The 14,219-nt window shown below is 66.1% G+C and carries 13 protein-coding genes; 10 read left to right on the top strand and 3 right to left on the bottom strand.

Going from position 1 to position 14,219, the window contains the following annotated elements:
• Positions 1–14 precede the first annotated feature (14 nt).
• On the top strand, positions 15–563 hold the full coding sequence (locus CWS39_RS13060) for a DUF6932 family protein (RefSeq protein WP_102143342.1): 549 nt from the start codon (positions 15–17) through the stop codon (positions 561–563).
• Positions 550–1,539: a hypothetical protein gene (locus CWS39_RS29180; protein ID WP_233213492.1), complete on the top strand. Its 990-nt coding sequence runs from the start codon at positions 550–552 to the stop codon at positions 1,537–1,539. Before CWS39_RS13060 ends, CWS39_RS29180 begins: the two co-directional genes overlap by 14 nt.
• 169 nt (positions 1,540–1,708) lie before the next feature.
• Here the strand turns inward: CWS39_RS29180 and CWS39_RS13040 are convergent, their stop codons facing one another.
• Both CWS39_RS13040 and CWS39_RS13035 read right to left on the bottom strand, forming a co-directional pair.
• Positions 1,709–2,356 (bottom strand): TetR/AcrR family transcriptional regulator, encoded by a 648-nt coding sequence (locus CWS39_RS13040; RefSeq protein ID WP_158240342.1) that lies wholly within the window; start codon positions 2,354–2,356, stop codon positions 1,709–1,711.
• A gap of 16 nt (positions 2,357–2,372) precedes the next feature.
• On the bottom strand, positions 2,373–3,665 hold the full coding sequence (locus CWS39_RS13035) for a cytochrome P450 (RefSeq protein WP_102143339.1): 1,293 nt from the start codon (positions 3,663–3,665) through the stop codon (positions 2,373–2,375).
• A gap of 167 nt (positions 3,666–3,832) precedes the next feature.
• Here CWS39_RS13035 and CWS39_RS13030 point away from each other — a divergent pair, with 167 nt between their 5' ends.
• Genes CWS39_RS13030 through CWS39_RS12995 form a run of 8 tightly spaced genes read left to right on the top strand, consistent with a single transcriptional unit; the run spans position 3,833 to position 13,084 of the window.
• A complete protein-coding gene (locus tag CWS39_RS13030) occupies positions 3,833–4,546 on the top strand; it encodes an MlaE family ABC transporter permease (protein ID WP_233213500.1) in 714 nt (237 codons plus the stop codon).
• Complete coding sequence (locus tag CWS39_RS13025; RefSeq protein WP_431306125.1) at positions 4,543–5,397, top strand: ABC transporter permease; 855 nt, start codon at positions 4,543–4,545, stop codon at positions 5,395–5,397. The genes CWS39_RS13030 and CWS39_RS13025 overlap by 4 nt, the downstream gene beginning before the upstream one ends.
• Positions 5,398–5,401: 4 nt before the next feature.
• Entirely contained in the window at positions 5,402–6,820 is a 1,419-nt protein-coding gene (locus tag CWS39_RS13020; RefSeq protein WP_102143337.1) for an MCE family protein, read from the top strand.
• Entirely contained in the window at positions 6,817–7,845 is a 1,029-nt protein-coding gene (locus CWS39_RS13015) for an MCE family protein (protein WP_102143396.1), read from the top strand. Before CWS39_RS13020 ends, CWS39_RS13015 begins: the two co-directional genes overlap by 4 nt.
• Positions 7,842–9,203: an MCE family protein gene (locus tag CWS39_RS13010; protein WP_102143336.1), complete on the top strand. Its 1,362-nt coding sequence runs from the start codon at positions 7,842–7,844 to the stop codon at positions 9,201–9,203. The genes CWS39_RS13015 and CWS39_RS13010 overlap by 4 nt, the downstream gene beginning before the upstream one ends.
• A complete protein-coding gene (locus tag CWS39_RS13005) occupies positions 9,200–10,489 on the top strand; it encodes an MCE family protein (RefSeq protein WP_102143335.1) in 1,290 nt (429 codons plus the stop codon). The genes CWS39_RS13010 and CWS39_RS13005 overlap by 4 nt, the downstream gene beginning before the upstream one ends.
• A gap of 35 nt (positions 10,490–10,524) precedes the next feature.
• On the top strand, positions 10,525–11,625 hold the full coding sequence (locus CWS39_RS13000) for a virulence factor Mce family protein (RefSeq protein WP_102143334.1): 1,101 nt from the start codon (positions 10,525–10,527) through the stop codon (positions 11,623–11,625).
• A gap of 1 nt (position 11,626) precedes the next feature.
• The gene (locus CWS39_RS12995) at positions 11,627–13,084 is read left to right on the top strand and encodes an MCE family protein (RefSeq protein ID WP_102143333.1); all 1,458 of its coding nucleotides are present in this window, start codon (positions 11,627–11,629) and stop codon (positions 13,082–13,084) included.
• A 205-nt stretch (positions 13,085–13,289) separates the two neighbouring features.
• Here CWS39_RS12995 and CWS39_RS12990 read toward each other — a convergent pair whose 3' ends face one another.
• Positions 13,290–14,207: an alpha/beta hydrolase fold domain-containing protein gene (locus tag CWS39_RS12990; RefSeq protein ID WP_306768832.1), complete on the bottom strand. Its 918-nt coding sequence runs from the start codon at positions 14,205–14,207 to the stop codon at positions 13,290–13,292.
• Between the last annotated feature and the right edge of the window lie 12 nt (positions 14,208–14,219).

Raw genomic sequence — 14,219 nt, 5'->3', positions numbered from 1 at the left:
GAGGGGGCAACCTTGTGATCCCGGACCTGGACGGATCGCACGGGCTGCTGCCCCCTGGCCGGTACCGGGCAAGCCGGGCCGAGCTGCATGAGCGGTTCGTCGACGGGCGGGGCGCGCACCGGCAACGGCTATGGGCCGACTGGGAATCAGCGACCAGCCTGCTACGCCGACATGTCACCGTCAATGCGGCCTGGTTGCATGGGCAGTTCCTATCCGACGATCCCGACCCGCAGATCCTGTCCTGCGTGTACTGGGCCGAAGACCTCGAACTGGCCAAAGCGCGGCTGAACCCCACCAGCGCCACCATCTTGGCCGCGTTCGCCCAACGCGGTAAGGTCCGCCGCATTGTCGGACTACAAGTGGACACTTACCTCATGGCATGGCATTGCCAACCCGACACCAGCATCGAGGATCGCTACCTGGCGCCCTACCTGCAACGCCGAGGCTGGGTCGATGATCACTTGCAGCGAATGCGTTGGGGCACAAGAGGATCACCGCCGACACGCGAAGACGCGTTACCCCGGCGCGGATATGTGGAGGTGATCGTCGATGACTACCAATGACAGTGACATCGACCGCATGGAAACCACCCTGCTGGCAGCCATGGACGACCAGGACGCACCGGCGTGGGCCACCCCGGATGATCTGTCGCGCATGAGCGTTGAGGCCCTGATCGCCGACGACACCCTCGGCCGCAGCCTGGCCTCGCACGGCACTATCCGCGTCACCGGCGACGGCGTCACCGGCTCCTCGGCGCGGGTATCGGAGGTGGCCCGCGTCATGGCCGGCTTCCAACGGCTGGCCACCGCGGTCGGCGCCGCCCAACACGGCGACAAGGCGCTGGGCCGCCAACCCAACGCCGAGGTACGCCGCCGCACCGACCTGCTACTGACCGCCTCACCCGGCCCCGGATCCATCATTCTCACCTTGACGCCGGCGAGTTCGCCGATCACCGAAACAGGTCACGGCGCCGGGAGGGTCGGCATGTTCGCCGAATTGGAAACCGAAGACCAGTTACTCGACACCGCCATCAGCGCCGCAATCGACGTGTTCACCGCCGGCAACGACATCGGCCCCAGCCCAGCCGAATCGGCGTTCGTGCAACAACTCGGCGAGCTCGGGCCGCGCACCGCCTCCGCGGTGCGCGACCTGTCCAAGACGTTGAACCGCGCCGGATTCGACCTCGAAATCGACTGGCAACAACCAGCCCGCGCCACCCGCCGCGTCAAGGTGTCCGCAGCCGCCGCGGCACACATCGCCGCCACCGTCGAAAACTCCAACCTCGACGAACAACCCGTGCCGATCATCGGTGAATACCTCACCGTCAGCTCCGTGCAATCCTGGCTGATCCGCCAAGACGACGGCGAGACCGTCACCGTCAAACTCGGCCGACTCGGCGAAAACGAGGTCCGCGGACTCGGCCTGGGCATGCGGGTACACATCGACGCAATCATGAAAGTCGAAACCACCCCCGGCGGCGCGGTGAAAACCACCTACACCGCCCAAGCCGTGCACCGCCTCGACGACCAACCGAGCTGAACAGCACACCCGACTCTCACGTCGCCCATACGTACCACGACCGGCGTGCTACGCCCCACTGCCCGATGATCCACCGCCTCCGCCCGTCCGCGGCTGCGTTGACTACAACGGACGATGGGTCCACGCGAGCGGCTGTAACTGATAAGCGCCGCAACAGTATTCGGTCGACTCATTCGCACTCGTCCTGCCCTGTAGTGGGACTGCCACGCGTGGCGGCCGCGCTCGACTCCGTGGCGAGCCGCGCTATCCCAGGAACGAGATAACGCGCGATGAACGCGCGCATATCGTCATCGTCTTCCAGCGGAATGAGGCCTTCGGGGGCGAGGATCAGTGACACACCTAGACGCGCGGTCCATTCCGCGACCATTGCTGCGTCCTCGTCGCTTAGCGGTCCGCCGCCACTGGAGCCGAGCCAGCTGGCGACTGCGTGTCGCTGGAACGCGATTACGCTCGCGCCGTCGGTCGTGAGAGCTCCCAGAAACGATTCGGGTTCCGTCCTCATCAATTTCGCGAAGAGCGGATGGTCGCGCAGCTCCGTCACCGACGTGAAAAGGGCTTCGGTGAGGCCAGTTTCGAGGTCCGGGGCGCTGGTGAACGCATGGCGGACTCGTTCGGTCGCCTGTGCCACGAGCCGTAGCAGGACGGTCTGCGCCAGCCGCTCCTTGCTCTCGAAGCGCCGGAAGACTGTCATCCGGCCAACTCTCGCGGCGCGGGCGATGTCGTCCATCGAGGTGCGTCGGATCCCGACCTCTTGGAAGCACGTCAGCGCTGCTTGCTGGATCCGCTCGGCGAGTTCGTCTGCGGAATCGCTGGGCACCCGCCCACGATAGGAGTCAGGCAGCGTCGAGGACAACGCGGCCGCCGTGCTTGGGAACCAGCGAAATGTTCATGCGCACGGGCGGTTCGACGGGCGTGGTCGCGACGCGGAAGCGGGCGTGGCGCAGGATTGTCCGCAGGATGATGCGGAGCTCGAACAGTGCGAAGGGCCCGCCCAGGCAGTGGCGGGTGCCGCCGCCGAACGGGATCCACTCGGAGGTCTTGGGTCGAGTGCCGAGGAAACGCTCGGGCAGGAACTTGTCCGGTTCGGGGTAGAGGTCGCCGCGGCGGTGCACGGCGTAGGTGAACGGCATGACGATGCGGCCGGGCCCCAGCTCCACGCCGTCGTCGAACGCGAACGGCTCGGCCACATACCGGATGTTGAACATCACGGGCGGATGCATCCGCAGCACCTCGTAGATCGTGGCGTCGATCCACTCCGGATCATCGCCTTGTGCAGACTCAGTCAGACGGTCGAGAAGTTCGGGCATGCGGGTGATCTCGTTACCGAGCCAGGACAGGGTTTGGCCTGTGGTCTCGTAGCCGGCTATCAGCAGCCCCGCGACCTGTTCGCGCACCAGGATGTCGGGAAGCGGATCGTCGTGGTCGTCACGGACACCGAGCAAGATGCCCAGCACATCGTCGCGACGGTCGTTTCCGGCGCGCCGACGCTCGTCGACCTCCTCCTGCACCAGCGCCTCGACCGCCAGGCGCGCGTTCGTGATCGCGTCGTAGTTCCCGGTCCACTTGCCGCCGCGACCGGTCGCCCACGCGGTTTGAATCGCAAGCCGCGTGCTGCGGATCGCGTCGAGCCACGCAATCGCCGCTTTGCGCACCCGAAGGGAGCGTTCTGGGTCGGTTACGCCGAACATCACTTCGGCGACGATGTCGAGCGCGATCGGGCCCGAGCGATCTCGGAAGCTGACCTCCTCGCCCAACGGCCACGTTGCGAGGGCTTCCTCGGTCAGGCGCACCATAGCTTGTTCGTAGGTCTTCAGTGCCCTGCCGTGGAAGGGCGGGCTGACATAGCGCCGGTTGGTGGTGTGCTCTCTGCCCTCCATGCTGATCAGCGTGTTCTCGCCGAATACCGCGTGATGCGGCGCGAAACGGTCCATCGCCGGCGTCAGCTGTAGCACCGAGTTGCTTGCGCTGAACACCGCCCGCACATCGTCGGGATGCGTCACGCAGAACGCGTCGACGGCGCCCGGCAGGTTGAGCAGGAAGCGGTCACCGAGCCGCGTGGTGCGGGCGAAGAACCGTCCCGGCGCCAGCCAGTACTCCGCCGCGTAGGCAATCGAAGAGATGCGCATCGGGCTCCCCGCTTCCTTATCGGCTAGAGATTATGGTACTAATACGGTTCCACAGTATCGAGACGAACTCCCGGGGGGAAGAGGGCGATGGCGAAGCAGCGGAAGCACGGGCCGTGATCTCATCGCAGACGGCCACCAAGCCGGTTCGCGCGCTGGGCGACTTCTTCATGCTGGCGTTTGACACGCTCATCGCCATCCCGCGCGCGCCGTTTGCCTGGCGCGAGTTTCTGGATCAGACGTGGTTCGTGGCGCGGGTGTCGCTGTTGCCGACGATCATGCTGTCGATTCCGTTCACCGTGCTGGCTGTGTTCACCGTGAACATCTTGCTGGTGGAATTCGGTGCGGCTGACTACTCGGGCAGCGGGGCTGCGCTGGGCGCGGTCACGCAGATCGGGCCGCTGGTGACGGTTCTTGTCGTCGCCGGCGCAGGAGCGACGGCGATGTGCGCGGATCTGGGCGCGCGCACGATCCGTGAGGAAATCGACGCGATGCGGGTGATCGGCATCGACCCGATCCAGGCGTTGGTGGTGCCGCGGGTGTTGGCCGCCACCGTGGTGGCCTTCATGCTCAACTCGATGGTGGCCATCGTGGGCATCGCCGGCGGTTTCGCATTCTCGGTATTCGTTCAGCACGTCACTCCCGGCGCGTTCGCGGCGGGGTTGACGCTGCTGACCGGGCTCCCGGAGGTGATCATTTCGCTGTCCAAGGCGGCCCTTTTCGGGCTCGCCGCCAGCCTCATCGCCTGCTATAAGGGCATCCACGTCGGTGGCGGCCCGGCGGGTGTGGGCAATGCCGTCAATGAAACGGTCGTCTATTCATTCATGGCGCTGTTCGTGATCAACGTGGTGGCGACCGCAGTCGGTGTGAAGGCGACGATGTGACCCCCGGCATCTCCCGCTATCCCTTCACCCGCAGCAGGCGGGTGCTGAATGAGTGCGCCTCCCAATGGAATCGGGTCGGTCGGCAGACCGAGTTCTACGGTGCCACCATCGCGGACGTCCGCGACGCCGTGGGCCGCTACCGGGGGGAGACGCTGCGCCTGATCGCGCAGATGAGCCTGGGCAGCGGCGCGCTGGCGGTGATCGGCGGCACCATCGTCATCATCGGATTCCTGACCCTGTCGGCCGGAGCGCTCATCGCCGTCCAGGGCTACAACCTGCTGACCGGTATCGGTGTGGAAGCGCTGACCGGATTCACCTCCGCCTACCTGAATGTTCGCATCATCGGGCCGCTGGTCTCCGGTATCGGCCTGGCCGCGACCATCGGCGCGGGCGCGACCGCGCAGTTGGGCGCGATGCGCATCAACGAGGAGATCGACGCGCTCGAGGTGATCGGCATCCGCACCGTCGGCTACCTGGCCTCCACGCGGTTGATGGCGGCGGCGATCGTCGTGGGTCCGCTGTACTGCGTCGGGGTGTTGATGGCCTTCATCGCTGCCCGGTTGGGCACGACCGTCGTCTACGGTCAGTCGACCGGCGTGTACGACCACTACTTCCACACGTTCTTGAATCCGACCGACCTGCTGTGGTCCTTCTTCACCGCGGTGGTGATGGCGATCGTGGTCATGCTGATCCACACGTATTACGGCTTCACCGCCTCGGGTGGACCCGCCGGCGTCGGCGAAGCTGTCGGCCGGGCGGTGCGTGCCTCGCTTGTCGCCGTGGTGCTTGTGGTGTTGATGGTCTCGCTGTCCGTATACGGCCAGTCCGGCAACTTCCATCTGTCCGGGTAGCGCGATGGAATTCCGACAGCCCCGGCCAGGGGAAAGACGGCTGCCGCCGGCGTGGTGGACGGCGATCCTGCTGACGGTGATCGTCGGATCGGTCCTGTTGACCGCGGGCCTGTACAGCGGGTCCTTCCGGTCGTTCGTTCCGGTGACGGTCACCTCCGATCGCGCCGGCTTGGTGATGGAGTCCGGCGGCAAAGTCAAGATGTCCGGTGTTGAGGTCGGCCGCGTCACATCCGTCGTCGGCGGCAACGATCCCGTCAGACTGAAGCTGGAGATCTACCCCGACCAGATTCAGTACATCCCGTCCAATGTGGCAGCGCAGATCCGCGCCACCACCGCGTTCGGCGCGAAGTACGTCGACCTGATCTACCCCGAGAACCCCAGCCCGCAGCGGCTTGAAGCGGGCGCGGTGCTGATGTCACGCAACGTCAGCACCGAGGTGAACACCGTCTTCGGAAATCTCGTCGATGTGCTGCATCACGTGGATCCGCCCAAACTCAACGCGGTACTCACTGCCCTCGCCGATGGTGTCCGCGGGCAGGGCGAGCGGATCGGCGAGGCCACCACCGCGGCCAACCAGGTGCTGCTCGCCCTGAACCCGCGCAGTGAGACAGTGCGGCAGGACTGGCGATCGCTCAAGGCGTTCAGCGACACCTACGACGCGGCCGCGCAAGACATCGTGGCAATCCTGGACGCGGCGAGCACCACGAGCACGACGATCACCGATCACGCGGCGGACCTGGACGCGCTGCTGCTCAGCACAATCGGATTCGCCCGGGCGGGCACCAACTTGCTCGCGCCGAGCAGCAAAAACCTAATCGATTCGATCAACGCCCTCGAACCGACGACCAGTCTGCTGTTGAAATACGACCCCAGCCTCACGTGTCTGCTGGTCGGCGCTAAGAAGGCGTATGACGACGCAATTGATGCCGTCGGCGGCAACGGCCGGACCGCGATCCTCGATCTCGCCATCCTGTGGGGCAACGACCCCTACAAGTATCCGGACAATCTGCCCGTCGTCGCCGCGAAGGGCGGTCCGGGCGGCAAGCCCGGCTGCGGGTCGCTGCCCGATGTGAGCAAGAACTTCCCGGTGCGGGCACTGGTGACCAATACCGGGTGGGGCACCGGCCTGGACTATCGGCCCAATCCCGGCATCGGGCATCCGTTCTTCGCCAACTACTTCCCGGTCACCAAGCCCGTGCCGGAGCCGCCCCGCTATTACGGGGAAGGCCCATCGGCCCCGGGGCCGATTCCCTACCCGGGTGCGCCACCGTACGGGGCGCCGCTCTACGGGCCGGGCGGCGAGCCGCTGTGGCCGGGACTGCCACCGGCGCCCCCGCCGCCGCCTCCGCCGGCGCCCCCGGTCCCGGAGCCCGTCCCCGCATCACCGCCCGAGCCGCCGAACGCAGACAGGAGCACACCGTGAGAAGTCAGCTGTCAGGCACCGTCTGGCGCCTCACGGCGTTCCTGGGCGTCTGCTCGTTGGGGCTGTTTGCATTGCTGGCGACCTTCGCCGAACTGCGGTTTCAGGATGCGAACGTCTACCGCGCGGAGTTCAGCAACATCACCGGCCTGCAGAGCGGCAACTTCGTGCGCGTCGCCGGAGTGGAGGTCGGCAAGGTCAAGAACATCTCGATCAAACGGGACGCGACGGTGGTGGTCGGATTCGCCACCGACACGTCGGTGGTGCTGACCGAGGGCAGCAGGGCGGCCATCCGCTACCAGGATCTGATCGGGGGCCGCTACCTGTCGCTGGAGGAGGGCGTCGGCGGAATGAAGCGGCTGGCGCCAGGCGAAGTGATCCCGGTCAGCCGCACAGCGCCGGCGCTGGACCTGGACGCGGTGATCGGCGGGTTCAAGCCGTTGTTTAGGGCATTGGACCCCGAGCAGGTCAACGCGCTGAGCGCACAGTTGATCCATGCGTTCCAGGGTGAGGGTCCGACCATCAATTCCCTTCTGGCCCAGACCGCGACATTCACCAGCGCACTGGCCGACCGGGACCAGTTGATCGGCCAGACCATCGCCAACCTCAACACCGTCTTGGGAACGATCGGCGATGAGAGCGACCAGTTCGACAAGGGCGTCGACTCTCTGTCGCAGCTGGTCGCCGGACTGGCCGAGCGCAAGAGCGACATCGCCACCGGGCTGGCCTACACCAACGCGGCCGCGGTCACCGTCGCCGACCTGCTGCAGCAGGCCCGCCCGGCGATCCAACGCACGGTCCACGAAGCGGACCGGGTCGGCGAACTGACCCTCGCCGATCACGACTATCTGGACAACTTGATCAACACGCTGCCCGACAAGTACAAGGTGCTGTCGCGGTTAGGGCTCTATGGCGACTACTTCAGCTTCTATATATGCGATCTGATCCTGAAGCTGAACGGCAAGGGCGGTCAGCCGGTGTACGTCAAGCTAGCTGGCCAGAGCTCCGGGCGGTGTGCGCCGAAATGAGGTCCATCACCGAACGCAACTCGCTGACCGTGGGCATCGTCGGCGCCGCGATCACCGGGGGTATCGTCCTGGCCGCCCTCAACTACGACAGGCTGCCGTTCATCACCCAGAGCGCGACGTATTCCGCGCATTTCGCCGAAGCCGGTGGCCTCACTTCCGGTGCGGCGGTGGAGGTTTCCGGATTCCGGGTGGGGCAGGTGTCCAGCGTCGAACTCGACGGACCCAGTGTGCTGGTCACATTCCGTGTTGACGACCACGTGGACCTCGGCGACCGCGCCGAGGCGGCAATCAAGACCAAGACGCTGCTGGGCTCAAAGATCCTCGAGGTCACACCCCGCGGCCAGGGGCAGCTGTCGACAACGATTCCGATCGACCGCACCACCTCGCCGTATCAGCTGCCCGACGCCCTGGGAGACCTGGCCACCACGATCAGCGGGCTGGACACCAACCAGCTCTCCGACTCGCTGGCCACGCTGGCACAGACATTTAGCGACACTCCGCCGGATCTCAAGCGCGCCGTCGACGGCGTGGCACGGTTTTCCCAGACTCTCAACGCGCGCGATGATCGGTTGCGCACCTTGCTGGAGAACGCCCACAAGTCGACGCTGGTGCTCGCCGAACGCACCGACCAGATCGCCCGGCTGATCGCCGATAGCAACGCCCTGCTCGCCGAATTACGTGAACAAAGCGATGCCCTCGATGAGATCGCCAACAACATCTCGTATCTGGCGCGGGAATTGCAGGGATTGATCGCCGAAAACCGCTCGCAACTGCGGCCCGCGCTGGACAAGGTGAACGACCTGCTCACCATCGTGGACAACCGCAAGGCGCGGGTGCAAAAGGCCCTGGAGTTGCTCAACCAGTACGCACTGGGCCTGGGCGAATCGGTTGCCTCCGGGCCGTACTTCAACGCCTACATCGCCAACATGCTGCCGGGGCAGTTCATCCAGCCCTTCGTCGACGCGGCGTTTTCCGATCTCGGCCTGGATCCCAGCACGCTGCTGCCGTCCGAGCGCATTGACCCGCCCGTCGGTCAGCCCGGCACCCCGGCGCTGCCGGCTCCCTACCCGCGGACCGGGCAGGGCGGAGAACCCAGATTGACGATTCCGGACGCCATCACCGGCAACCCCGGCGATCCGGGCTGCGGTCCGCCCGGCCTGCCCTTACCTGGGCCTACGGGCTGCTATCCGTACCGCGAACCGCCGCCGGCCCCGACGCCGGGTGGCCCGCCGCCCGGCCCCCCCGCACCGGCTCCGCCGGGGATGCAGAACACGCCTGTGCCGACACCTCGCCCGGTGTTCGCGCCGGCACCGAACGAAGCGCCCCAGGGACCGGCCGCCGCGGAGGGAGGCCAATGATCACCGCCCGCAACGCCCGGATCGGCTTGGCCGCGGTCTTGGTGGTGAGCTTGATCGCCGCGCTCATTGTGGTGGTGCACCCGTCGGCCGGGGTGCGCCGTGTCCACGTCGTCGGCTACTTCGCGAACAGCAACGGCATCTTCGTCGGTGACGAAGTGCGGATCCTCGGTGTGCCGGTCGGCAAGATCGACAAGATCGAAGCCGAGCCCGACCGCGTCAAGATCTCGTTCTCCTACGACCAGAAACAGAAGGTGCCCGCCGACGCGAAGGCGGCCATCCTGTCGCCATCGCTGGTGAGCGCACGGGCCATCCAGTTGACGCCGGCCTACACCGGCGGAGCCGTGATGGCCGAGGGCGCCGTGATCCCCGAGCAGCGCACCGCGGTCCCGGTGGAATGGGACGACTTCCGTGTTCAGCTCGAAGAGCTCACCCGCACGCTGCAGCCCACCGAGCCCGGCGGGGTCAGCACGCTAGGCGCGCTCGTCAACACCGCGGCCGACAATCTGCGCGGCGAGGGCGCAAACATCCGCGACACCATAATCAAACTGTCCCAATCGCTTTCGGCGCTCGGCGACCACAGCACCGACATCTTCGCGAGCGTCAAGAACCTGGCGATTCTGGTGTCCGCGCTGCACCAGAGCTCGGACCTGATGAAGCAGTTGAACCGCAACTTTGCCGCGGTGACCGCGCTGCTCGCCGACGATCCACACGAGGTCGGCCGGGCACTGCGGGACGCCAACGCCGTCGTAGGAGACGCGCAGAGCTTTCTCGCCGACAACCGGGAGACGATCGGCACAACTTCCGACCGGCTGGCAGCGGTTTCCACCGCGCTGGTCGAGAGCCTCGACGACATCAAGCAGGCACTTCACGTGGCGCCGACCGCGTTCCAGAACGCGATCAACATGTATGAGCCGGCGCATGCGTCGTTGACCGGCACGCCTGCCATCACCAACTTTTCCGATCCCATCACGTTCTTATGCGGCGCAGTCCAGGCGGCGTCGCGTATGAACGCCGAGCAATCCGCCAAGCTGTGCGTCCAGTATTTGGCGCCGATCGTCAAGAACCGGCAGTACAACTTCCTGCCGTTCGGCTTCAACTTCGTCGTCGGTGCTCAGGCACGACCCAACGAAATCACCTACAGCGAGGACTGGATGCGCCCGGACTATGTGCCGCCGGCGCCGCCGGCCGGACCGCTCGCCGCCGAGGCGCCGCCGGACCTGCCAGTCGCCACGGACCCGGCCGAGGGACTACCCGGCATGATGGTGCCGCACGGAGGCGGTTCGTGAGGCGCCATCGCTGGGCTCGCGGCGCGGCGGGGGTGATGGTGCTGCTCGCCGCGGCCCTGCCGACGGGCTGCGGATGGCGCGGCGTCAACTCGCTGCCGCTGCCTGGGACCGAAGGCGGCGGGCCGGGATCCTATGTGGTTGCCGCCCAGCTCCCCGACGTGGTCAACATCGAGCGGAACTCCCGGGTCCGGGTCGGCGATGTGACGGTCGGAACGGTCACGAAGATCGAGCGCCAGGGCTGGCATGCGTTGCTGACCATGCGGATCGCCGGCGACGTGGAACTGCCGGCCAATGCGACGGCCAAGATCGGCCAGACCAGCCTTCTCGGTTCGCTGCACGTCGAATTGGCTGCTCCGGCCGACGCGCCGCCCGAGGGCAGGCTGCGCGACGGCTCGCTCATCCCGTTGGCCAACGCTGGCGCGTATCCGACAACCGAGCAGACGCTCGCCACCGTAGCGCTGTTGCTCAATGGTGGCGGCCTCGGCCAGGTCCAGGACATCACCCGCGCGTTGAGCGTCGCTTTCTCCGGGCGTGAACAGGATCTGCGCAGCCTGATCGAGCAACTCGACACCTTCATCGCCCACCTGAACGACCAGACCGACGACATCATCGCCGCCACCGACAGCCTGAACAGCCTGGTGGGCAGGTTCGCCGAACAGCAGCCGGTATTGGACCGAGCTCTTCAGACTTTGCCGGACGCGCTGGCCGTGCTCAAGGACGAGCGCGACAACCTCGCCGAGCTGTTCGACGAACTGGGCGGCTTCAGCGCCGTGACCGCCGACGCGCTCAACCAGAGCAAGGAGAACCTAGTCAGGGAACTGAACCAGGTGGGGCCGGTGCTCAAGTCGCTGGCCGACGCCGGTCCGGACTTGACCCGTTCGCTCAGCGTGCTCGCTACTTACCCGTGGGCGAACGAAACCCTCGAAAACTGGGTACGCGGGGACTACGGTAACGCCACCGCCGTCGTCGACCTGACGCTGAGCCGAATCGACACGGGGCTGTTTACCGGCACCCGATGGGAGGGCGATCTCACAGAATTGGAGCTGCAGTGGGGTCGCACGATCGGCCAACTGCCTAGCCCGGCCACCGCCGCCAACCCTCTCATCGTGCCGTACCGATTCGATCAGGGGCCCTAGCATGCACATGACCAGGCGGATCAGGATCCAGCTCGCCGTCTTCGCGATCGTGGCAGTGGTGGCCGTCGCCGTCATAGCGACCAGCTACGCCAACGTACCGGCCATGCTCTTCGGCGCTGGTCGGTACACAGTCACCGCCGAGCTGCCCGCGTCAGGCGGGCTCTACGAGGGCGGAAACGTCACGTATCGCGGCGTCGAAGTGGGCGAGGTCGAGGCGGTGCGGTTGACCGGCGACGGCGGGGTCGACGCGGTGCTGTCACTGAGATCGGGGACGAGTATTCCGTCGGATCTCGACGCCGAGGTGCACAGCCAGTCCGCGGTCGGCGAGCAGTACGTCACGTTGCTGCCGCGCAGCGGCGCTTCAGCGCCGCTGAAGGACGGCGACGTCATCCCGCGTGACCGTACGTCGGTGCCGCCGGACATCAACAGCCTGCTCGACGCCACGAATCGGGGCCTCGAGGCGATCCCGCAGGACAATCTGAAGACGGTGATCGACGAGGGCTATACCGCGGTCGGCGGGTTGGGGCCCGAGATCTCGCGCATCGTCAAGGGATCGACGGCGCTTGCGCTCGACGCCCGCCGGCACCTGGATTCGCTCACCACGCTGATCGACCAGTCGCAGCCGGTGCTGGACTCGCAGAGTGAGACGTCGGACTCGGTACGCGCCTGGGCATCCCACGTCGCCACCGTGACCGCGCAGGTGCAGGCCGAAAACCCTTCGGTGGCAGGGATTCTCGAACATGGTGATGCTACCGCGGACGAGGCTCGACAGCTGGTCGAACGTCTGCAGCCCTCGCTGCCGGTGCTGCTCGCCAACCTGGTCAGCATCGCCCCGGTCGCGCTCGACTACCACGCGAGCCTGGAGCAGCTGCTGGTGCTCCTTCCGCAGGGCATCGCCGCGGTCCAGGGCATCACGGTGGCGAACAAGGACACGAAGCAGGACTACAAGGGGCTCTACCTGGACTTCAATTTGAACGTAAACCTGAATCATCCATGCACCACAGGGTTTCTACCCGCCCAGCAGATACGGCCACCTACCTTCGAGGACACGCCCGACCGACCGGCTGGCCTCTACTGCCGGATCCCACAAGATTCGCCGATCGCCATTCGCGGAGCCCGCAACCTGCCTTGCATGACTGTGCCGGGCAAGCGCGCACCCACGGTGAAGATGTGCGAAAGCGACGAGGAGTACGTGCCGCTGAACGACGGCAACAACTGGAAGGGCGACCCCAACGCGACGCTGTCTGGCCAAGACATCCCGCAATTGCCTCCCGATCAGCCGCCGCCCGACCAGGTTGTGCCACCGGCCGCGGTGCCTCCCATCGCTACGGCCACATACGATCCCGCCACCGGCAGCTACATCGGACCTGATGGTCGCATCCATACTCGATCTGACTTGGCTCAAGGGGCGAAGGTGCAAACCTGGCAGGACATGTTGATGCCGCCAGAAGGCAATTAGGTGAGTTCACGACGGGCCCAGCCGACGCGGGCGACAGCCTGAGGCGTCAGGGAATCGGCGCCGTACCCGCGATGGTGCCCGGTTCGGCGGCGTCGACGTATTGAGGTCGAACGCGGTAACGCTCTGCGTCCAGGTGGTCGAAGTCAGGCTATGCCCCTGGTGCCTCGGCATCCATCGGCAGCGAAAGTGCCCCAGCACTTCGCACTCACGCCAAGTGCCGAATGAGATGGGCACCAATGAGTTTCATCGCAGCACTAGCGGTATTGGTTTCTGTCTTGGTGAAACCGTGGTCCGTGTTCAGAAAGCGGTGATGGGTAACCGCAACGCCCGATCGAGCGAGACGCGCAGCGAGTTCGTCGCCCTCGGGCCCCAGTGTGTCGAGCTCGCCGGTGAATATCAGTGTGGGAGGCATGGCCGCCGGCAGGTCATCGTCGAACCGGGGTGAGGCCAGCGCCTCATGGCGACGGCGCGGGTCGACGAAGTAGGCGTCGATGGCAAGCCGCTGGATCAGCGGTGAGATCCGTGGATGCCTTTTGGCGGAGGTTCGATCAGCGCGCGTGAGATCGACGACCGGGAAGGCCAATGCCGCTGCCCGAAAAGCGATGTCGCCGGAGCCGTGAGCTTGTTGGCATACGTTGACGGCCAGCTTCGCACCCGCGCTTGCGCCCGAAACCGACAGCCGAGATGCGTCCCAACCACGGGCGGGAGCCGCGGTGCGCATCCAACGTGCGATATCGAAGCACTGGTGTTCGGCCACCGCGTATTGCACTTGGGGTGCGGTCGCATAGTCGGCCAGCACAACCGCGGCTCCGACTTCCGATGCGATGTATTGGGCGATGTACTCCTCTTGTCGTGGATTGCGCACGATGAACGCGCCGCCGTGCAGGTGCAAGTTGATCGGCGGCCCGTTGCTACTCGCTTTTGCGAGGGGAGCGTCGGGGTGTGGCCAGTAGATCAGGCAGCGAACAGGTCCGTACCGGGTGGGCACCGCGATGGTGTCGGGCTTGGCGAGGCGGCGGGTGGCGAATCGGAAGCTTCGTGGTGTCGGAACCAGCGGTAGCAGACGTTGCACGAGGTGGGCGGCGACCCATGTGCCTGCTCGTCGACTCCGACGTGACGGCATCCCGGCTGGTGT

Origin of the sequence: Mycobacterium hubeiense, from assembly GCF_002838065.1 — a bacterium.
GTDB classification, from domain to species: Bacteria; Actinomycetota; Actinomycetes; order Mycobacteriales; family Mycobacteriaceae; genus Mycobacterium; species Mycobacterium hubeiense.
This window is presented reverse-complemented; position numbering and strand designations above follow the sequence as displayed.